22 protein-coding genes, 1 tRNA gene and 1 pseudogene are annotated in these 20,392 nt (G+C 42.8%); 9 read left to right on the top strand and 15 right to left on the bottom strand.

Translation table 11 applies throughout. From position 1 onward, the window contains the following. Positions 1 to 354 precede the first annotated feature (354 nt). The 3 genes from P150_RS0113665 (at position 355) to P150_RS0113655 (ending at position 1,462) form a co-directional block, all read left to right on the top strand. Complete coding sequence (locus tag P150_RS0113665) at positions 355 to 657, top strand: hypothetical protein (RefSeq protein WP_028898177.1); 303 nt, start codon at positions 355 to 357, stop codon at positions 655 to 657. A 47-nt stretch (positions 658 to 704) separates the two neighbouring features. Then, positions 705 to 998 (top strand): nitrous oxide-stimulated promoter family protein, encoded by a 294-nt coding sequence (locus P150_RS0113660; RefSeq protein WP_028898176.1) that lies wholly within the window; start codon positions 705 to 707, stop codon positions 996 to 998. Between the two features lie 65 nt (positions 999 to 1,063). Beyond that, on the top strand, positions 1,064 to 1,462 hold the full coding sequence (locus tag P150_RS0113655; RefSeq protein ID WP_028898175.1) for a rhodanese-like domain-containing protein: 399 nt from the start codon (positions 1,064 to 1,066) through the stop codon (positions 1,460 to 1,462). Positions 1,463 to 1,585: 123 nt separating this feature from the next. Here the strand turns inward: P150_RS0113655 and pepI are convergent, their stop codons facing one another. Beyond that, positions 1,586 to 2,467: a proline iminopeptidase gene (pepI, locus tag P150_RS0113650; RefSeq protein ID WP_028898174.1), complete on the bottom strand. Its 882-nt coding sequence runs from the start codon at positions 2,465 to 2,467 to the stop codon at positions 1,586 to 1,588. A 34-nt stretch (positions 2,468 to 2,501) separates the two neighbouring features. On the opposite strand from pepI, the gene P150_RS17860 reads away from it, so the two are divergent. Next, complete coding sequence (locus tag P150_RS17860) at positions 2,502 to 2,669, top strand: hypothetical protein (RefSeq protein WP_197018093.1); 168 nt, start codon at positions 2,502 to 2,504, stop codon at positions 2,667 to 2,669. Positions 2,670 to 2,691: 22 nt separating this feature from the next. On the opposite strand, the gene P150_RS0113645 is transcribed toward P150_RS17860, so the two are convergent. The 7 genes from P150_RS0113645 to P150_RS0113615 all read right to left on the bottom strand — a co-directional run bounded on the left by P150_RS0113645 (position 2,692) and on the right by P150_RS0113615 (position 6,436). Next, complete coding sequence (locus P150_RS0113645) at positions 2,692 to 3,177, bottom strand: hypothetical protein (RefSeq protein ID WP_028898173.1); 486 nt, start codon at positions 3,175 to 3,177, stop codon at positions 2,692 to 2,694. A 167-nt stretch (positions 3,178 to 3,344) separates the two neighbouring features. After that, the gene (locus tag P150_RS0113640; protein ID WP_028898172.1) at positions 3,345 to 3,857 is read right to left on the bottom strand and encodes an Lrp/AsnC family transcriptional regulator; all 513 of its coding nucleotides are present in this window, start codon (positions 3,855 to 3,857) and stop codon (positions 3,345 to 3,347) included. A 100-nt stretch (positions 3,858 to 3,957) separates the two neighbouring features. Continuing rightward, the gene (locus tag P150_RS0113635) at positions 3,958 to 4,422 is read right to left on the bottom strand and encodes a biopolymer transporter ExbD (protein WP_028898171.1); all 465 of its coding nucleotides are present in this window, start codon (positions 4,420 to 4,422) and stop codon (positions 3,958 to 3,960) included. Continuing rightward, positions 4,419 to 4,955 carry a biopolymer transporter ExbD gene (locus P150_RS0113630; RefSeq protein WP_028898170.1) on the bottom strand — a complete coding sequence of 179 codons (537 nt, stop codon included), beginning with the start codon at positions 4,953 to 4,955 and terminating at the stop codon, positions 4,419 to 4,421. Before P150_RS0113630 ends, P150_RS0113635 begins: the two co-directional genes overlap by 4 nt. 6 nt (positions 4,956 to 4,961) lie before the next feature. Continuing rightward, the gene (locus P150_RS0113625; protein ID WP_028898169.1) at positions 4,962 to 5,471 is read right to left on the bottom strand and encodes a hypothetical protein; all 510 of its coding nucleotides are present in this window, start codon (positions 5,469 to 5,471) and stop codon (positions 4,962 to 4,964) included. A 2-nt stretch (positions 5,472 to 5,473) separates the two neighbouring features. After that, entirely contained in the window at positions 5,474 to 6,313 is an 840-nt protein-coding gene (locus tag P150_RS0113620; protein WP_028898168.1) for a MotA/TolQ/ExbB proton channel family protein, read from the bottom strand. Between the two features lie 35 nt (positions 6,314 to 6,348). After that, positions 6,349 to 6,436 (bottom strand) — tRNA-Ser (locus P150_RS0113615). A 999-nt stretch (positions 6,437 to 7,435) separates the two neighbouring features. On the opposite strand from P150_RS0113615, the gene P150_RS0113605 reads away from it, so the two are divergent. The 4 genes from P150_RS0113605 (at position 7,436) to P150_RS0113590 (ending at position 10,242) form a co-directional block, all read left to right on the top strand. Then, complete coding sequence (locus P150_RS0113605) at positions 7,436 to 8,236, top strand: indole-3-glycerol-phosphate synthase (RefSeq protein WP_028898167.1); 801 nt, start codon at positions 7,436 to 7,438, stop codon at positions 8,234 to 8,236. A gap of 30 nt (positions 8,237 to 8,266) precedes the next feature. After that, positions 8,267 to 8,968: a phosphoribosylanthranilate isomerase gene (locus P150_RS0113600; RefSeq protein WP_028898166.1), complete on the top strand. Its 702-nt coding sequence runs from the start codon at positions 8,267 to 8,269 to the stop codon at positions 8,966 to 8,968. 51 nt (positions 8,969 to 9,019) lie between these two features. Beyond that, a complete protein-coding gene (locus tag P150_RS0113595) occupies positions 9,020 to 9,589 on the top strand; it encodes an aminodeoxychorismate/anthranilate synthase component II (RefSeq protein ID WP_028898165.1) in 570 nt (189 codons plus the stop codon). Positions 9,590 to 9,678: 89 nt separating this feature from the next. Further along, positions 9,679 to 10,242, top strand: a complete 564-nt coding sequence (locus P150_RS0113590; protein ID WP_028898164.1) for a UpxY family transcription antiterminator — start codon at positions 9,679 to 9,681, stop codon at positions 10,240 to 10,242. 252 nt (positions 10,243 to 10,494) lie between these two features. On the opposite strand, the gene P150_RS0113585 is transcribed toward P150_RS0113590, so the two are convergent. Both P150_RS0113585 and trxA read right to left on the bottom strand, forming a co-directional pair. After that, a complete protein-coding gene (locus P150_RS0113585) occupies positions 10,495 to 10,857 on the bottom strand; it encodes a MarR family winged helix-turn-helix transcriptional regulator (protein WP_028898163.1) in 363 nt (120 codons plus the stop codon). Positions 10,858 to 10,915: 58 nt separating this feature from the next. Then, positions 10,916 to 11,407, bottom strand: a complete 492-nt coding sequence (gene trxA / locus P150_RS0113580) for a thioredoxin (RefSeq protein ID WP_028898162.1) — start codon at positions 11,405 to 11,407, stop codon at positions 10,916 to 10,918. 247 nt (positions 11,408 to 11,654) lie between these two features. Here trxA and P150_RS16590 point away from each other — a divergent pair. Beyond that, a pseudogene (locus tag P150_RS16590) lies at positions 11,655 to 12,661 on the top strand (IS5 family transposase). Between the two features lie 456 nt (positions 12,662 to 13,117). Here the strand turns inward: P150_RS16590 and P150_RS0113570 are convergent. From P150_RS0113570 to miaA, 5 genes are all read right to left on the bottom strand, one after another. Further along, positions 13,118 to 14,566 (bottom strand): glycoside hydrolase family 57 protein, encoded by a 1,449-nt coding sequence (locus P150_RS0113570; protein ID WP_028898161.1) that lies wholly within the window; start codon positions 14,564 to 14,566, stop codon positions 13,118 to 13,120. A gap of 49 nt (positions 14,567 to 14,615) precedes the next feature. Next, positions 14,616 to 15,884: a glycosyltransferase family 4 protein gene (locus P150_RS0113565; protein WP_028898160.1), complete on the bottom strand. Its 1,269-nt coding sequence runs from the start codon at positions 15,882 to 15,884 to the stop codon at positions 14,616 to 14,618. 12 nt (positions 15,885 to 15,896) lie between these two features. Next, complete coding sequence (locus tag P150_RS0113560) at positions 15,897 to 17,846, bottom strand: glycogen debranching enzyme N-terminal domain-containing protein (RefSeq protein ID WP_028898159.1); 1,950 nt, start codon at positions 17,844 to 17,846, stop codon at positions 15,897 to 15,899. 614 nt (positions 17,847 to 18,460) lie between these two features. Continuing rightward, on the bottom strand, positions 18,461 to 19,399 hold the full coding sequence (locus P150_RS0113555; RefSeq protein ID WP_028898158.1) for a diacylglycerol kinase family protein: 939 nt from the start codon (positions 19,397 to 19,399) through the stop codon (positions 18,461 to 18,463). 54 nt (positions 19,400 to 19,453) lie between these two features. Next, the gene (miaA, locus tag P150_RS0113550; RefSeq protein ID WP_028898157.1) at positions 19,454 to 20,386 is read right to left on the bottom strand and encodes a tRNA (adenosine(37)-N6)-dimethylallyltransferase MiaA; all 933 of its coding nucleotides are present in this window, start codon (positions 20,384 to 20,386) and stop codon (positions 19,454 to 19,456) included. Between the last annotated feature and the right edge of the window lie 6 nt (positions 20,387 to 20,392).

The following is a 20,392-nucleotide window of genomic DNA, read 5'->3' as shown; positions in this document are numbered from 1 at the left end:
ATAGTGTTCGATGCAAAGATACAATTTTAAATTGATTCCATTACTTTAAGGCTTTATAAATTACCGATAGTGTGAAATAAAATTTAGGAAGAATTTGTAATCTCACGGGAATGAAATGCTGAACTTTTGCCATTGCTCTTCGTACTCCTTTTGTTCTCTTGAGAGTTAATTATTTCTGTTCAATAGAAAATTTAGTAATACGCAGCAAGTTGTTGCTTTTCAATTATATAATATATATGTAAAAAATCATTCGTTAATATGTTTTAATTGCGAGAGTATTACTTTTGAAACTATACGTGGGAATCGTTTATTTTTGCTATTTTTGCAAAACATTTTATTACATTATTTACCCAAATGAAAGCGAATGTTTTACCTGTGGGGACTCATTTTCTCCACATTACCGAGAATGATAACACGATGGGCGTTGTAGCGAGACACATCAATAATCTGATCAGTTATCTTGATGATCACGGATTGGCAATAGAGGATATGGATATGTTGTCGGCAGACAAGCATCAGGCTGTAATTGCTTATTCAGCTGAGAACAATGATAATGAGATTTATTATGCTGCGAAGACTTATCTTGCGGAGCAAGGTATCGACCACAGCTACTATCATCTTGAGACTACTGCGTCAAATCCTTTGGCGAATGCCTGATGCGGCTTCGGTCAGCCAATCATCGCGCCCACTGAAATGTTTATAGAATGAAAAAGATTGAAAGGGAGAAGGTTATTGTAAGGGAAATGATTAAGATGTATGCCCAAAGCAAGACTGGCGAGAAGGAGTTGAAAGGGCATTACAGGGATTTGGCTGATTATTGTGAGTTGCGTTTGGAAAACTGTCATTGGGGCGAGAAGAAACCTGTTTGCAAGGTTTGCCCGATACATTGTTACGGCAAGGAAAAGCGTGCAGAAATCAGAAAAGTGATGCGTTGGGCAGGTCCGAGAATGCTTCTTCGCCATCCGATACTCACATTAAAGCATTATCTTAGAAGATAGATAGAAATAGGTTTTGTATCAGATATATACAAATAAATTAAAAGCAATAAAATATTTAGAAATATATGAACAAGATAAAAGCAACCATATTGGCACTTTTTGGTTTCGCTGTCGGAGTTACAGCACAATGCACATCGCCATCAGTAGCAAATGTTGAGGTTTCAGAGTTTGAGAAGATGATTAAAACAGACTCTGTTCAACTGCTCGATGTGCGTACACCGGGAGAATATAATGAGTTTCATATTCACGGAGCAATGAATATCAATGTTCACGACGGCGATTTTGAAGCTCAGGCATTGGAACGATTGGACAAGAATCGCCCAGTTGCTGTGTATTGCCGTTCGGGAAAACGCTCTGCGCTGGCTTGCTCGATACTTGAAAAAAAGGGATACAAGACTACCAATCTTCTTGGAGGAATCATAGCTTGGACCAACGAAAAGAAGCCAGTCGAAGCTGTTAAGTAGTTGCAAAGGGTAGAAAATAATAAAAATTTTGTCCAAAAACAACGGCAACGCCACGTTGTTTTTGGACAAAATTTTGTTGTTCCTTGCCTTTCTTTATTTAAGAAGAGGCTGAAAATATACGATTCAATCGTGCTTCTCCATCCAGTTTCTGAGGATTCTACAATATGTTTCTGTCTGATCGCCAAAGGTTAAATGGCGGGCACCGTCCAGTAATTCCCATTCAGAATTGGGAATGTTGTCGTACATAGTCTTTGCCAGTAGTGGCGTGCTTTCGTCGTTTGTGCCATTAATAACCAGACAGGGTTGCGAAATTTCGTTCAGTCTGTCGGTATAGTCAAAATCTTTAAGATTGCCGAGTGGGGTATATTCGTTTGGTCCCCACGCAGTAATGTATGATTCTGTACCGAAACGCTTCTTTCGCATCAGGCATTCTGGTCTTTCGCCCTTGATATCGCAAGCGTGCCGAATGGTGTAATAGTCGTTTGCCGCAAGATATTCGGGATTTTTCCAGTCGTTGTTTGCTTCAGCTTTTTGTATTGCTTCCTGATGTTCCTGTGGCATAAAGGAAATCAGACGATGCTGTTCGCTTCCCCATAACTTGCTCGATGACAGCGTGCTGGACAATATTGCAGAACTGACGCTGCAAGGCTTGTATTCTATCAGCCAAGCAATAATCATCATTCCTCCCCACGAATGTCCGAGAATGTGAATATCCTTGAGTTGCAGATGTTCGATGAGCGTTTCCAATTCTTCTATCCACGTTTCCAGCGTCCACAATTCCGGATGTCCTTCCACGAACGAATTGCCACAACCCAACTGATCATAGGAGATAACTTGTCTGCCATCATCAGCCAAAACGTCCAATAATTCAAAATAATTGTGCGTACTTCCTGGTCCTCCGTGTAATAACAGGAGTGGCTTTTTGCCATCTTTGCATTCGCCTACCGAACGATAGTAGGTCTTGTATCCACGGAATGGCATATAGCCTTCAATGATTTTTGCCATCTTGTTTCAATATTGATAATTAAGAAGAGCGTTTATGGAAAATCAAGATGTGCAAAATATTCTTCTTCATCAAATTCATATTTCTGCTGTTCTCGTTTTCTTGTATTCCTTTACTGTGTTCATTGATTGCAATGTTCAGAATGCTTTCTTCTCAGCTTTGCGGAATTATGCACAAGAATTGTCTGAAAACGCTCCCACTTAATCTTTGATTATGTTTAAAGAGCTTATCTGTTCTTGAGTTCAGATTTGTCGATTACCACGTAAATCGTATCAACAACCTTTCCTTTACCATTACTTACAGCACTCCTTTTCAGTGGATTTGCAAAATCCTTGTCGAGTACGGTTACGTCATCAACGAAATAATCGGTTTCTCCACGGTTGTGAAAGAAATTCTTCAAGCCCCATACCTCGTGATAACGAATCTTCAGTTTCCATCCTTCCACTTGTGCCTGTTTCATCAGATTGATGAGCGAATCCTGATCATCACGGTCGTTGTCGAACGAGAACGAGAAAGGTTCGCCACTGGTATTCATACCAGTCTGTGTCATATTCAGTCTTCCTTCCCACGAATCCCACCATACTCCTTTGCTCGTGAATTCTATAAGGTTGCCTACTTTTTCGCCATTTGAATAGTTTTCCTTGCAGCTTGAAAGGCTCATTGCTGCACCGATAACGAGCAAGGATAATAATGTTTTCTTTCCAATGTTCATTGTCTTGAATGTTTTATGAGTTGTTTCTGATTGTTCTTTTGTTTTTGCTGTAACGCATTTCTATCGCAAAGATATAAAGATTTCTCTTTCTTTAAAAATAAAAAGTCGAGTTAATTGTAGCTTTGCAATCAACTCGACTTCATTTTTTTATACTTATTTCCTTTGTATTATGCTCCGATCTCGTTATCCTCTTCGTCGTCTTCACCACCTTCGAATGGAAAATCGACGATAGGAAGAGGGCGATCAATCACAGCATTGTAAGAGATTATGCTCACACTTCTCGACAATCCCAAAGTCTGGAGCTTATCGTGGATGATGTTCAGCAAGTGATGGTTGTTGTAAGCGTAAATTTTGCAGAACAAGTCATATTCGCCCGTTGTATAGTGACACTCCACCACTTCGGGAATCATCTTCAGTGCTTCAACAACGGTGTCGAAATTTTCGGGATTCTTTAAGTTCAATCCGATGAATGCACAAGTCTCATATCCGATTTTCTCCGGGTCAATGACGAATTGTGAACCTTTAAGAATGCCGAGATTCGTGAGCTTTTGTATTCTTTGATGAATAGCTGCGCCGCTGACATTGCATTCACGGGCAACTTCCAAGAATGGAATACGAGCATCTTCAGCAATGAGACGCAAAATCTTTTTGTCAAGTTGATCTAAACTTCTATGTGCCATTTCTTTAAATAATTTGGTGCAAAGTTACAATTAAACTTTTAAAACCCCAACTGTTTTTAGTGCTTTGTTTTAATTTATAATCCTAATATAATATAAAATATTAATCTGTTCTGGCTATTGCCGTGTAGTTGATGTTGAGCGTGTTGGCCTTTCTCAAGGTCTGTTTCAGGTCGATGATGGTTCCCATTGGTACATCTTTGTCGGCCCGTATGCTCACTGACATCTGCTTTCGGTCTGTTTCGTCCATTCCCGCACGCTCGTTGATGAGATATTCCTGCATTTCGGGGAGCGAAACAAACTTGTCGTTGAGCTGAATCATTGTAGAATCGCTCTGTATGTTTCCCAGTTCATCCATTGGCTGACCAATGTAAACATAGGAAATGGCTGATTTCTTCACTAATTTTGTGAGTTCCGTGCCTTGTGGCAACTGATATTTCACTTTTACTGCCACCTTTCTCATCTGTGTAACGAGCATAAAAAAGAAAAGAATGGTAAAGATAAGGTCGGGTAGGGAAGCCGTGTTCAATGCGGGAATCTCGTGGCTTCGCTTTCGGTAAATGCTCATTCGCCACCTCCTTCCCCGACAGGTGCTTGAGAATCATACGTTTCCGAGATACGTTGGGGAACTTCTTTGTTTATTTCTGACTGTTGTTCTATGCTGCACTGTGCATAGGATTTTCCGTAAAGTTCTTCCGAACGCTTGTTTCTCAGTATCTGATAGCCTGCAATAATCTCATTTTGAAGATTGAAATAGGTATCATACGATGCCTTTCTGTCCGATTCCATTTGAATGATATGCTCCTTTCCTTTTTCTGTAACAAACTGTGATACAGTGCTCTTTATGGTGGAAAGCTCTACATTCTTACCATTCAGCAATATCTTGTTGTCTGCCGTTATCTTGAAATTCAGTATCTTACCTACATCCACCATCGACGGTTGTTCGTCTTGTGTCTTCTCGATGGCAGGCAATTGAACGGAAACACCTTTGTCTGCGTCCATCGAAGTGGTTACGAGGAAGAGAATCAACAGCATAAACGAAATGTCTGCTGTCGATGAAGTATTCAATCCCGGAACTTTTCTCTTCTCTCTTCTGAACATATTTCCTTACTTTCTTTTCCTGTAATAGCGTGTTGCACCGAAGATGACAACGCCAATAGCTGACACCAACAGAATGATGGATGAAGACATAAACATATCGGCTGCCTTCAGCCAAAACCTGTCTGTAAATTCCTCGCCGTTGATTTGCATTGCTTCTGATGAGCCGAGAATGAATGTAAGTACGAGGCAAAGGAGCGTTGCGCTGAAAACAGCAATGGAAATCTTTCTTACCGGTATGTTGTTCACCACGCTTTCGCTTTTTGCCGTTGAATGGATTGCCTTATAAAGAGAGAATCCTGCAATGGCGAGCGTACCAGCAAATAATACCCACATTGTGATAATCACTAAATCTGTGAGCAGTGGTGCGTTGAAAGCAGGGTTTTCAACGAAGGGCATATCAAAGCCAATGAGATAGAACGCTGCGAAGGAAACGGCAATGAATACTATCAGAATGTAGAGCACTCGTTGAGACAAGCGTTCTGCATTCAGCTTTTTATCTACTTTATTCTCCCTCATTGCTACCTCTTCAATTTGTATCTCATAATGGAATCGAGCAGGGAAATTGCCGATTCTTCCATTTGAGCAGTCAGATGTTCTATCTTGGAAAGTATGTAATTGTAGAAAACCTGCAACACCAAAGCCACGATAATACCGAAGATTGTCGTAATCAACGCCACCTTCATACCCGATGCAACGATAGTAGGGCTTATATCGCCTGCCATCTGAATCTGGTCGAATGCCATTACCATACCGATAACCGTGCCGAGGAATCCTAACGACGGTGCCATAGCAATGAAAAGCGTAATCCACGAACAACCCTTTTCAAGATTTGCACTCTGTACGCTTCCGTAGGCGGTAATGCTCCGTTCTATGTCTTCTATGCTGCTGTCGATTCTCGCCAAGCCCTGATAGCAGATGGAAGCCACCGGGCCACGTGTGTTTCTGCTGAGTTCCTTTGCTCCTTCAATATCGTTTTCGGTAATCTTCTTCTCCAGTTCTGCCACAAATTTCTTTGTGTCTATCTCTGAAAGGCTCAAATAGATGATTCTCTCGATGCAGAACGCCAGTCCAAGTACCAATGCAAGGGCTACCAAGGACATAAAACCTGCGTTGCCGTCAATGAATTTCCGTTTCAGAGACTTGTGCAAATTTCCATCGCCACTACTTGCTCCAGCCACTTCTGTCGTGTCAATAACGCCACTTTCATCGAGTGCCTCATCCGTCAGCGTATCAGTTGCAGCAACACTCGCAGCCGTTTTTTCCTGAATGTTGGCCGATGAATCTTGTGCAAGTACGCTTGTTGAGAAAGAAAAAACGAGGAGAGTCATCATTGCAAAATGTGCAATCAATTTCTTCATATTCGGTAACCTCTTTTTGGTTCAATAATAAAATGCGGAAAGAGGGGGATTCGAACCCCCGAACCGCTTTTGACGGTTACACGCTTTCCAGGCGTGCCTCTTCAGCCACTCGAGCACCTTTCCTTATGCAATTGGTGCTGCAAAATTATCTATTTTCTACGGATTAATCGCATAAAATGGCAGAAAATATCTAAAAATAAATAATGTTTACAATTCTTTAACTTTGAAATAGCTGTGGACAAATTCCATAAGAAAGTGCGAGTCTATCTGTATTTCAGGTAAATTGTCTGTTTTGACTTTTAAAATTCATTGTTTCTGATTTGTTGTTTTGTTTAATCTGCATCCAGTATATTATTCTGCCAAGTGTTCTTATGAGGTCCTCTTTCTTTATTATATACTGCCTGATAAGTCCATTCATATTTTTAAAGTCTCTCTTTCCCTATAATGCATAGAAAGAGGTTTATTGTTTTGGATCACACAGCTTGCTTTATTCTGAACTCATCGAACTCACGTCATACAGCGATACTGGTTATGTTTTTTCTTTACATATTCCTCCATTTTCAAATGTGCGAAGATTGCATTCTATTCTTCGCACATTTGCATTGCATTCTTGCGAAGATTGTTTTCCATTCTTCGGTCATTTGAAAATCGTGTTTTTAACTGCTGCAATGATTATTGTTGTACAGAGTTTACAATACTGTTCTTCTGAAGAATTAAAGAAAACATAAAAGAGCAGCAAATCTTAGGCAAAACTTATGCCGCCATTAGTTTGTAAAAGCATTTTTAGGCTCGACAAAAAGAGTTTGAGTAAAGATTTATCCCAAATCGTTCATTAGAGATTTTTGATAGCAAAATGTTATAAGAGTCCAACAGAATCGTGTAAAACACAGTGTCGCTACTAACTATGGCGTGCACATGTTATTGGTTCCGTTGCAAAAAGAAAGCGGATTTTTCTAATGACCGATTTGGGTTTAAGTTCTTACAACTTCTCAATTTTATACTTGTGGAATTGGAGTAAAGATGTGATGGGAAATGGTAAGGTAATCCAAAATTTAAAGCCTCTTGATAGAATTAAATGTAGAATTATAAGGAATAATATTTCTTTTTCATTAACTTTGCGATATGAAAGATATTTTAGAGGAAATAGTAGCCAACAAGCGATGCGAACTTGAGCAATGGCGGCAGTTCATTCCGATGAAACAACTGTTTGGCATCATAGAATATGAAGGAGCAATGAACAGGGAAATTCCTTCTATGAAGCAGGCATTGCTCTATTCTTCCACGGGTGTCATTGCAGAGTTTAAGCGCAAAAGTCCTTCAAAGGGATGGATAAAACAAGATGGCAAAGCAAGAGAAATACCATTGAGCTACGAAAGGAACGGTGCCGCCGCATTGAGCATTCACACCGACAATGCGTATTTCGGTGGTTACGATGAATTTATACAGGAAGCACGCGCAACAGGTGTGAGTCTACCTATATTATATAATAACTTTGTGATAGATGAATACCAATTGTTTCAGGCAAAGCATGCCGGAGCGTCGGCAATTCTTCTGATGGCAGCCATTCTTACAAAGGAACAATGCCATTCGTTGATATCTCTGGCGCATCATCTGAAGATGGAAGTGCTCTTGGAAATGCACAGTATTGAAGATTTAGAATACATTGAATGTGAGCCGGATATGTACGGAATCAACAACAGAATCCTCGGTTCGTTTGCAACTGATATGGAAAAGTCGTTCAAGATGGCAGAAATGCTGCCAGAGGATGCTGTGAAAGTCAGTGCAGGAGGTATCAGTCATTCTGAAGTTGTCAGAGATTTACGGGAAATTGGGTACAAAGGATTCCTCATAGGCGCATACTTTATGAAGGAAGAAAACCCGGGCGAAGCATTGAAACGGTTCATTGAAAATATCAACAATTAGAAAAATCTTTCAGAAAACATAAATAAACCTATGATAATAAAAGTATGTGGTCTGCGTGATGCCGAGAATATTCACGACGTAGCACAATTGGGAATCGATTGGATGGGCTTTGTGTTCTACCGGGATAGTCCTCGTTTTGTTCAGCAAATCTCATCGCGCGCCGGCATTATTCCAGATTTCGGAAGTCAGGAAGCAGCTCGTGGTCGCAAGGATTCAAAGTTGGTGCTGGCAGAAGAGAAACGAATCAAACTATGTGGTGTGTTTGTGGATGATATGCCACAGAACATCGTAACCCGAGTAGTGAATTATAAGTTGGATATAGTGCAGCTTCAGGGAACAGAGAGTGCCGTGATGATAGATAATCTCCGTTGCACGCTCGATCCTGATATCTGTCCGGGCATTAAGATTATGAAAGTGTTGCAGGTTGCCTCGCGAGAAGATGTCTTGAAATATAGGGAATATGAAAACGTTGTGGACTATTTCCTTTTCGATACAAAGGATGATGCTGCCGAAGGAGATGGAATACAATTTGACTGGACTGTGCTTGATGCTTACGAAGGCAATGTTTCGTTCCTCTTGGGAGGTGGAATTGCTCCTGAAGATGTGGAGAATATAAAGGCATTCAAGCATCCACAGTTTATAGGAATCGACCTGAACAGTCGCTTTGAAATCAAGCCTGCAATGAAGGATGTAAGTAAGTTGGAAACGTTTATAAAGCAGATAAAGGAATAGAATCAGAGGCAAAGGAAGGGAATGGAGGAAAAATAAAGAGAGAAGAGAATGATGAAAGTCAATTGCGTTATAATAGATAATTATGATTCGTTTACCTATAATCTGGCTCAGCTTGTACGCGAACTCGGTGCCGAGGTTACGGTGTGTCGTAACGACGATTTTGAACTTTCGCAGCTCGAAACTTTCGATAAGATTATTCTGAGCCCTGGCCCCGGCATACCTTCAGAAGCAGGATTGCTGTTAGATGCAATCAAGACCTATGCAGGGAAGAAGCCAATTCTCGGTGTCTGTCTCGGGCATCAGGCCATCGGCGAAGTATTTGGTTGCAAGCTTGAAAATCTGTCCGATGTCTTTCACGGTGTAACTACCGAAGCACGCCTGATAGCCGATGATCCGATATTCAAGAGGATAAAGAATAAATTCACAGTCGGTCGATACCATAGTTGGGTAATTTCAAAAGATGATTTTCCGTCAGAATTGGAAATTACGGCTGAAAGCAATGAAGGTTTGATTATGGCTTTGCGTCATCGTTCTTATGATATTCACGGCATTCAGTTTCATCCCGAAAGTATACTGACACCGGAAGGGAAGCAGATGATTCGTAATTGGCTGTTGCTTTAAAACCTTATTTGTCGATTTTGCAGAATATGATGATTTTCATAAATTAATCTTTCGCAATTTTATTTTAAATCATTACTTTTGTATTTGCAATGGAAAAAACTCAAGATAAGTACGTGGATGAGATAATTGACGATGGCAATTCTTGGTATGCCATCCGGCTATATGCAGCTCGCCAGGAAGAAGCAGCCAGATATTTTGAAGAAAAAGATTTGGAGAGTTTTATTCCAATGAATTATTTTGATGAGAAAGATAAGAATGGTAAGGTGCGCCGAAGACTGAAACCAGTTGTGCGAAACCTTATCTTTGTGAAGAAAACGGTTGAAGACTCTGCGTTCAGATCCATTGTCTATGACTCTAATTTAAAGATGAGCGTGATAATGACAAGCAGCGAAACCAGAGACTTTTATCTTATTCCACATAATCAGATGTATGAATTCAGGTTGATGTGCAATCCTGATATCACGATTAAGAAGTTTATTTCTCCTGAAGAAGCCAGTATGAAAGCGGGCGATCCTGTGTATGTGAAGTTCGGTCCATTGAAGGGAATGACGGGCAGACTGGTTCGTTCGAGCAAGAAGTATTATCTCCTCAAAGAGATCCCCGGTATCAGTATGATGTTGAAGGTAACAAAATGGTGCTGCGTTCCAATTTAATAGAAAGGTAATTTAATACTTGTTTGTTGAATTAATTTGTAGAAATTATTATGATAAAATAGTTGCACATACTGTTTTTTTTGTAAACTTTTGTTGTTTAATTCATTAAGCTATGTAATGTTCTGATGAGGCAGAAAAAGTAGAGTAAGTCAAGGGGATTGCTATATTAAATGACAATGAAATCTTCTTTTGGGAGGAAACTAAATAAACTCGCTTGTATTATGAAATGATACAAACGAGTTTATTGGCAGATTAGCTTATCTTCACAAGTTCTTGGAGATTATCGGGCACTGCAAAGCTTTCACAGTTGATGTGCGACATTCGTTCCCTCCCATCTTCTGTTATACTGAAACGTTGGCAGCGAGTGTCTTTCTTGCAAGTTTCGCGACTGATCAATTTCTTCTTTTCCAGCGATGCAATCACTTTTGAAGCATTGGAGCGCGAAATGCCCAGTTCATCAGCCAACTCTCCCGACAGCAAATTATCGTGTTCCAGAAGAATACTTAGCAGCATAGCCTCATTTATGTTGAGTTGGAAGTTCTTTTCCAATTTTATTTCAAAGGCTCCGATAGCTCTGTATATGTTTCTGATTCTATTGATACACAGATTATTCATTAACGCTTGTTTTTTCAATCCCTGCCTAACCCGACTTTCCGGGATAGGCAAAGCGTTGTTACTTCAATAGATATTGCTTGATCATCTCTTCCAATTCAGGCTTCATCTTTGCACCAACAGAGATTGTCGGGTCGCCTTCCTTTGGAATGAAGAGCAGGGTAGGGATAGAACGGATGCCGAACATAGCGGCAAGTTCCTCGTTCTTATCAACATCCACTTTATATACATCGATTTTCCCATCGTAATCGTTTGCAATCTCTTCGAGAATAGGAGCAGTTTGTTTGCAAGGACCACACCAAGTAGCGTAGAAATCAATGATGGCAGGCTTGTCTCCCTTGAATTTCCATTCGCTTGTATTATTGGTATAATCCATTACCTTTTCCTTAAACATTGCAACATTCATTTCTATTGTCTTCATTTTTTTGTCCTTTCTTTCTTTATTGTTAATACTTTTCTGTTGTTCGTTTATGTTCTTCTTTCCATTTGCACTGTTGCAGCTACTTAATGCAAGAGCAAAAAATGCCAAACTTGCAAATAACACCTTATTCATACGTATTGTAATTTTATTTATTCGTTAATGACACATTCTTTGTTTCCTTTGGAAATCATCGCAAAGCTATGCTATTATTTCTCAATAAACAAATTTCCAATAGAAAATAAGCGCAATACTAACACGTATTAACTAATGGAGGCAATAGATTAACAAATCTTGTATAAATTACAAAAAACTGAGACCTCTGCAAAACTATTCCCTCCCAACCCTTGTTCATCTCCTTTATTTTTTGTACTTTTATCGTATGAAACAAAATCCCTCTTCTCCCAGTTTCGCCGATGTCGTTCTCGGTCAGCGTAAAGTCAAGCAGGCTTTCTTTCCCAAATCGATAAACTAATCGATTGGAACCCTATCCGTGGTATCATAGAAATCGCTTATACCAAAGGTTACAAACCAACCGGTCGTCCAAGCTATGACAGCCTGATTCTGCTCAAGATAGAGCTTCTTCGCACATGGTATGGCCTTAGTGACGGTGAGGTCGAGGAACAGGTGAACGACCGTCTCTCCTTCAGCCGCTTCGTCGGCCTGGGCCTGGAAGACACCGCTCCGGACAGTACCACGGTGTGCCGCTTTCGCAACACGTTGGTGGAGGCGGACCTCTATGACGTGGTGCTCAACGAGATCAATAGTCAACTTTCCGCCCAGGGCGTTCTCGTTAAGCGTGTCCGTAAGGAGTATGAAGTGGTGGAGGACCGCAATGAAGCGGCGGACGGTGACAGTTCTGGACAGGCGATGCTCAAGGAGGTTGTCAAGCCTAATGTGGACGGAGAGGCACGGTGGATTAGGAAGATGGGCAAACTCCACTTCGGTTATAAGCGGCATACCGTGACGGACGGGAACAGGATGGTCCTGGCCGAGGAGACAACGGCTGCCAACGCAAGCGACATCAAGCATCTTGAAACTCCCTTGCAAAAAGCCAATCTCCCGGAGGGAACACCTGTTTATGCCGATAAAGGCTATGACTCATCGGAGAACAGGGACGTCCTTGTCCGGATGAGACTCAAGAGCCGAATCATGCACAAGGGGAGCAGAGGCAGGAAGATTACAGGGAGGGAGCAACGTGTCAATGCCTGTATCAGTAAGATCAGATACAAGGTGGAACGTACTTTCGGCTCCATGCGCAGGTGGTTTCGTGCAGGAGTGGCAAGATACGTCGGATTGGACAAGACACATGCACAGCACATCATGGAGGCAGTAGCATATAACCTTTACCGAAGTCCTGGGATAATTGTGTCAAATTCTCTCAAATAAGGGAGAAATATATACTTTGTGAGGGCAATATAAGCCCTTTTACCCTTTACACAGACTCCAATTTATAGTATTGATGTGAGAATAAGCGAATTTGTGAGAAGTAGAGGTAGTTTTGCAAAGGTCTCAAACTATTTTATATTCTTTTATTATGCGTATTGATTGAGAAATACTATTTATAAAATTTCTTTTTCTGACATATATAAATATTATGCAATGCAATAGTTTTATACACACTGTAAACAACTGATAGTTAGGTGTATAAAAAGTGAGTCCCAAATGTGTGAAGAATGGAATGCAATCTTCGCACGTTTACAAGATGATGAAGCGATATTCATTTTGATGAATAAATATGCTTGAATGAATACTGGATGAAAAACTCTGTTCGTCCGTCTATAAACGGAAGTGCCATTGTCGGGAGTCGGCAATGGCACTTTCGTATTATGTAAAAGACAAGGTCTATTCCTTCGTATCCTTTGCATCCGAAGCAGGCTTTGCCGCTTTGGCTTTTGCAGTCATAGTCTTGGCTTTTGCGGCAGTTGTCCTTGCTCGGGGGACAGTTTTCCTTACGGGTTTCTTTTCCAGTTGTTCGCGGAGTTTGTCGCCCTCTTCCTCGAGTTTCTCGACCTTTGCCTGTAAGCGTGCTACCTCCTTGTCCTTCATCGAGATTTCCTCGCCCTGATTACGGATGGTGGTCAGCAGTCCGTTGAGTTCCTCATTGTCTATATCATCCGGATAGAGATTATTCACACGGTTGATGAAATCGCCGAGGATATTCATATAATTGGTAAAGGCGTCGAAAGGACTGTCGTAGATGCCGCGGTTGATACCTATCAATGAGGACTTGGTGGACATTGCACGAAAATTGTTGCTTGCCTGAAGATAGTCCCAGTCCTGATTGATGCGTGGATCATTGGCTATACGCACTCTTTCTGCCACGCTGTACAACTTGCTGAAAGCCTCGCGCTGCATCGCATTTCCGAGCCAAGTGCTCGCGTCGCGCTCTTCATCCAGCCAACTGATTGTCTCGGGAACTTCCAGTGCTCCGACGCTCTTCATCTTCATACATACTTCCGTCGGCGTAGAGAAGGTAATCCCTCTGTCCTTTGCGCAGTAGGGAAGTGCTCTGAGGAACTCGAGAATGTTGCTCGACAGGGGTTGCTCTATGCCCAATGCCGAAAGATTCATAAAGATTCCCACGAACTGTTCCTCGTCGGGAAGGGCGGCAATCTTGTTCATATAGGCATCTGCGAACAGTGGGTATTCCTCCCAGTCGGAATTATTGAAGCGCAATGATATGTCGTCGCTCAAGTTGTAATCGCGCAGGAGGAGTTTCAGCGATGGAGCCATTGCACAATTATAGACGTAGTGTGGGCTTTTCCATCCCAAAACCTGCTTTGCCCCTTCCGTAAGCATACCCTTGAAGCCCATCTGAGAGGCAAGAAAGCCGATTTTGTCGCTGTAAATCAGCGATGAATTGCGCAATACCTTTGGAGTTTGCCCGAACATGTCCTTTATTTTCCGGCTCAACCGCTTTACTTCTTCCTTGAAGCAATCTTCGTTTCCGAGTGCCGACAAGCCGTGCGAATAGGGTTCTGCAAGAAATTCCACACAGTCTGTGGCTGCGAGTTCCTGAAGTTTCTCGATTACTTCAGGTGCATACTGTTCCAGACTTTCGATGCCTACGCCCGAAAGTGAGAATGCCACCTTGAAGAACTTGCCGTTTTCGCGAATCATTTGCTGGAGCATATCCAATGCCGGCATATAGCTTCGTCGGGCAATGTCGGAAATGGTCTGCTCGTTTTCAAAATCGTCGTAGTAGTAATGGTCGGTTCCGATGTCGAAGAAACGGTAACGGCGAAGATGAATGATTTGATGTATCTCGAAATATAAACAAATTGTTTTCATATATTCTTCTATTTGAAATTGTTTGGATGATTGATAGTCTCACGGTTGATTACGCCCAGCCGAGCGTCCGCAGGTAAAGTTCGCGAATCCACGCACCCACTTTCTCCCACGTAATCTGGTCTACCTCGTTCTTTCCCTCGGTGGAAAGATAGTCGAACAGGCTTTCGTTGTGGCAGATGGAGTACATCGCGTCGGCCATTGCGTGGACATCCCAGTAGTCTACCTTGATGCAGTTGTTCAGGATTTCGGCACATCCGCTCTGCTTTGAAATGATGGTGGGCGTTCCGCATTGCATCGCTTCCAATGGAGATATGCCGAATGGCTCGCTCACGGACGGCATAACGTACACATCTGACGCTTTCAGGCACTCATAAACCTGATTGCCGCGCATAAATCCGGGGAAATGGAAACGGTCGGAAATGCCTCTTTCGGCGGCAAGATTTATCATCTGCTCCATCATATCGCCCGAACCGGCCATACAGAAGCGAACATTGCGTGTTCGGTGGAGTACCATACTGGCTGCCTCAACGAAATATTCCGGACCTTTCTGCATCGTCAGGCGGCCAAGAAAGGTAACAACCTTTTCCTTTCCCTTGTGGGTGGGACGTGGAATTGCGACAATTTCTTCTTGCAATGGGTAAACGGCATTGTGAACAGTAAACACCTTGTTGGGATTCTGATGGTACTGGTTGATAACTGTCCGACGGGTAAGTTCCGAAACACACATTATGCAGTCGGCATTGTCCATTCCGTCCTTTTCAATGGCGTACACAGTGGGATTCACTTGTCCACGAGACCGGTCGAAATCGGTTGCGTGCACGTGGATGCACAAGGGTTTTCCGGAAATTTTCTTCGCATGGATGCCTGCGGGGAAAGTGAGCCAGTCGTGCGCGTGAATGATATCGAAATCGAATGTACGGGCTACAACGCCTGAAATAATGGAATAGTTGTTGATTTCCTCGTGGAGATTTGCAGGATAGCCACCTGCAAAATCCAATGCGCCAAGGTCGTTCACGTTCATCATATTGAAGTCGGCGTAGATGTTTTCCCTCAGCTTGTAATAAAGTTCAGGGTTCATTATGTGCCCGACACGCGACTGAACATAGCCGAAATCAACGTCTCGGTATGCGATTGGCACACAGTTCATCGCAACGATATTGGCATAGGTTCTGTCTTCATCGCCAAACGGATGTGGCAGACAGAGAATTGTCTCTACATCTCCCTGTGCGTGCAGTCCTTCTGATATACCAAAATTTGCTGTGGCGAGTCCGCCGTAAACGTGTGGAGGATATTCCCATCCGAACATTAATACTTTCATATTGTACCCTCCTTAGTTTTGATATTTATATTTCTCAAGAAGCTCCAGCGTTCTGAGCACTTCTGCAACATTCATTGCGAAGGATATGGCTCCACGGCCACGGAACGGCGGATTGCCGTCGAACAGTTCGGGGAGTGTGCCTAAGCAATGATAGAAAATCTCGTCTTCATAGCCCACCATCTGCCGCTCAACGAAACTTAGACGGGTGCGCTTATAGAGTTTCAGACACGCTTCAAGGTAGAATCCTCCTAACCAAGGCCACGCCGTTCCTTGATGGTATGCCTTGTCGCGTTGGTCCTGAGGGCCTACATACATCGGATTATAGCCGCCACTCTTTGGTGAAAGCGAGCGCAATCCCTTTGGTGTAAGCAGTTCGCGCGTGCAGATGTCTATGACGCTTTTCTTCTGATTTTGCTCCAAGGGAGAGTAATCCAGTGCAACGGCAATTATCATATTCGGGCGCACGCTCCAATCCGTCATATTACCGTCTACGTAGTCGTACAGATAGCCGTACTCATTGAGGAACATCGGAACAAAGGATTGCTTGCATTTTTCAGCCAATGCTTCGTAATGATTTGCCAGTTCTTCGTTGTTTTCTTCACGTGCGATGGCAGCTCCGAAACGAAGAGCATTATACCAAAGTGCATTAAACTCAACGATATAGCCCGAACGTGGAACTACGGGACGGCCATTGATGGTAGAGTTCATCCACGTGATGGCTTCTTCTTTTCCCTCCGAATAGAGCAATCCGTTGTCGTGAAGTTGCAGGTTGGGGTGTCTGCCGCTTTCTATGTATTGGAGAATATCCTTCAGGAATGTGGAATAGAGCTTTGTGCAACGCTCTTTGCCAGCTTCTTTGGCATATTGCTGAATAGCCCATATACACCAGAGGGGAACATCCGGTTTTTCTATTTCATCTATTTCAACCGATAAAGGCTTGCCAACCATAAATTCTCGCAATCCCCTTTCGGCAGTCTTCATCACGAGTTCAAAATAGTCTTGCTCCTCAATGCTCAATGTAAGCCCCGGAAGAGCTATGAACTGGTCGCGCGCGCGACACTTGAACCAAGGATAGCCGGCGAGGATATAACGGTCGTCGTTCGCTGTTCTGTTGTGGAACTGATGTGCGGCATTGACCAGACAATGAAAGAAATTGTCGCGTGGACTGCGGGATTCCACCTCCTTATCGAACAGGTGCTTCAGGGATGAAGTCTTGATTTCGGACGTTGATGCAGAAAACACGATGCTTTCGCCCTTCTTTATCGTCATTTCAAAGTAGCCCGGCACGTACAAGTCTTCATTGGATGCGTAGCCTCGTTCCTGTTCTTTCGGATATTCCAGTCCCCGATACCAGTAGGGCTCGTAGTGGAACTCGTTCTTCTTTGAGAATTGCATAAAGAGCGACGGATAACCTGCATACAGACAGGTGCTGATGCCGTTGTCAATCTCCTGATATTCCCTGTTGATGGCAGCATTCTCGTGTGTGAACTGTCGCACGCTTCTGAATGCGAGGAACGGTCTGAACTGTAAGGTTGTCGGCGAATGCGCATCTTCCAGAGTATAGCGGATGAGGATTCTATCTTCGTAATGTTGGAAAACAACCTCTTTCTTCAATATCACGCCACCGACTCTGTAAACCGTTGTCGGCACGTTGTCGCAATTAAACTCCCTGATGTACTTGTGTCCGTTCGGACTGAAATTATCTCCCTGATACTTATGTAGCCCAAGATTGAATGCAGCACCGTGCTGAATGACCGTAGGGTCGAGCGAACTCAGCAGCACGTGGTTCTCGTTGTCCAGTTCAGGAACCGGCACTACAAGCAGTCCGTGATACTTGCGTGTGTTGCAATCCACGATGGTTGAACACGAATAAGCCCCCGAACGATTTGTTCTCAACAACTCTTTCGGCAGCGAGTCCTGCAAATTGGTCATTAGAGCCTTTTCAAATTTTAGATAGCTCATCTTCTTTTAGGTTTATATATTTAAATTGATAATCTTGCTTTTATTTTTGTGTTGTCGGTCAGATCTTATTTGTCAAGGTCCGGTTAGCACTTCAAAATTACGAAAAATATATGAAATAAACAATGCAATGAGATAAAAATAATAGTCGTTGATACGTTTTTCACAGGATATTAATTTCCGTCTTGATTATTGGCGATGAAAAACTCCCTGATGACAGTTTTTCAATACATCAAGGAGCATTGTGTAGTAACGTGGAATTTGACTATGTGGAAAGTCTTTCGGGTATGCAATATACCCTTAACTTTGTGTTGATTGCCGTCTTTGAACAGCCTGTTTGTAATTGATTGATAATCAATAGGTAAAATATTGGTTTTCTATCGTGCGAAGAATGCACGGCAATCTTCGCAAAAACGCATTGCAAACGTGCGAAGAATGGAACGCATTCTTCGCACAGTTGTAATTCCTGTTTTTATCCGTTGTAAGAAAGGAACAAATAAAGACAAAAGAAATGCCTGTTCTGTATTGGCAGATGGTACGATTTCTCGGTGTTATCGTGTCATCTGCTTTCGATTTAATTCGCAGAGATGGTGTGTCTTATTGCGGATTTCGTGCCTCTATTCTGGAATCAGGAAGTTGATAACTTCTTTTTCCACGGTAATCTTGAACGGACCAACGGGCGTGTTGCTCATCAGTCTTCCGTCTATTCCGACAAGTGTATGAGGCTCAACGTGCATTTCAATCTCACGCGTTCGGTATGGATGCACGCTGCGGTGATTGAGGAATTTGCCTCTGAGGAACAGGTAAATGCCTTCAAAAAGCTGCGTAACCTGTGGATGATGAACCACCGAAACATCGAGAAGACCATTGTAGGGGACTGCATTCGGTGTCTGTCCGTAGCCCAGAGCATTGCCAATGCAGACGGTCATTACCTTTCGCTTGATTTCGTCCGTATTGATTTTGATGTGCATACGGTAGTCCATTCGCTGAAAAGCGAGCAGAATGAAAGAGAATATAAACGAAAGCGTGCGCGAACCCAAGACGTGTCTGGTACGGCGGCGAAGGTTCATAATCGTTGCAATCAAACCAACGTTGATACAGTTCAGGAAATAACGGTGGCAGCGTTCGCCCTTTCTGTTCTTGTAACGGATGCAGCCGAGGTCGATTTTTCTCACGCGACGCTTTTGCAGCCAGGCTATGGTTTGCTCAACATTGTCCTCATCAAACTCCCAGAAATGCGCAAAATCATTCATCACACCATTGGGAATAACACCGAAAACGATGCTCCTTCTCACTTCTTCTTTCTCTTGCATAACGCAATTTACGGCATCGTTCAGCGCAGAGTCGCCACCATATATAATAATGGTTTTGTAACCATTATTAATCAGCATTCGTATCAGACGGTCCACGCTTCTTACGTTCTCGCTCTGAACCATATCGAAGTCAATATTGCGTTCCTTGAGAATGCGCTCAACGCGTTCCCATTTTTTACGGGAATTTCCGAAGATTCCTCCCTTTGGACAATACACGATGCCCCATTTCTTTTCGTCTACCATAACTTCCTTTCTTTAAGCAGACTGCTCACGCGCTTATGTTGTTTGCAGTTTATATTATTTTGTTTCACGTATTATTTCTTTTGCAAGCCTCAGCTTCTCGTCCATCGGCAGCATTGCATCAATCCAATGAATCCTGAAACCACGCCGTTCCATTCCTCTGAACCACGTCATCTGCCTCTTGGCAAACTGATGAATGGCTATTTCCAACGACCTGTACATCTCGTCATAGCTTATCTGTCCGATGACGTACTGTGTCAGGAATTTGTATTCAAGACCATAATAAATCAAGTCATCGGCCGGGATGCCTGAATCCAGCAAGGATTTCACTTCATCTACCATTCCTCCGTCTATCCGTTTCTTCAGGCGTGAGGAGATTTTATGCCTCCTTTCTTCTCTGCCGATGTCGAGTCCGATGATGACGGAATCGACGGATGGCATCTGCCGGTCGGGAGTAGGGTGTTCCAATTCGTAGGTTTCAATCTCAATCGCTCGCATAGCACGGTTTGCTGTATCAACATCCGTGCGATTGTGCATAGCCGATTTGTTGCGTTCCTTCAAATCCTTGAGAATCTCTGTCAGTTCAATGAGCGACTTTCCGGCTAATTCTTCCCTTAACTTTGGGTTTTGCGGTACTGGGGAAAGTGCATATCCTTTCAGCACAGCTTCTACATAAAGCCCTGTTCCTCCACAGAGAATCGTGGGTTTCCCACTCTCTTTCAAGGCAGAATACACATTCTGAAAGTCCTGCTGATATTGGAAAAGGTTGTATTTGGTGCCGGGTTCGGCAATGTCTATCAGATGATAGGGAATCTTTACACCATCTACGAGGTAGTCTTCGAGGTCTTTTCCCGTACCGAGATCCATTCTTCTATACACCTGTCGGCTGTCGGCACTGATGATTTCAGCCCCGATTTGCGATGCCAACGCAGCGGCAAAAGGTGTCTTTCCACTTGCAGTAGGACCGATTATCGTTATCAACTTCTCCATTTATTG

Source organism: Prevotella sp. HUN102 (genome assembly GCF_000688375.1).
Lineage (GTDB): Bacteria > Bacteroidota > Bacteroidia > Bacteroidales > Bacteroidaceae > Prevotella.
Note: the sequence above shows the minus strand (reverse complement) of the source record. Positions and strands in the feature narration are given on the sequence as shown.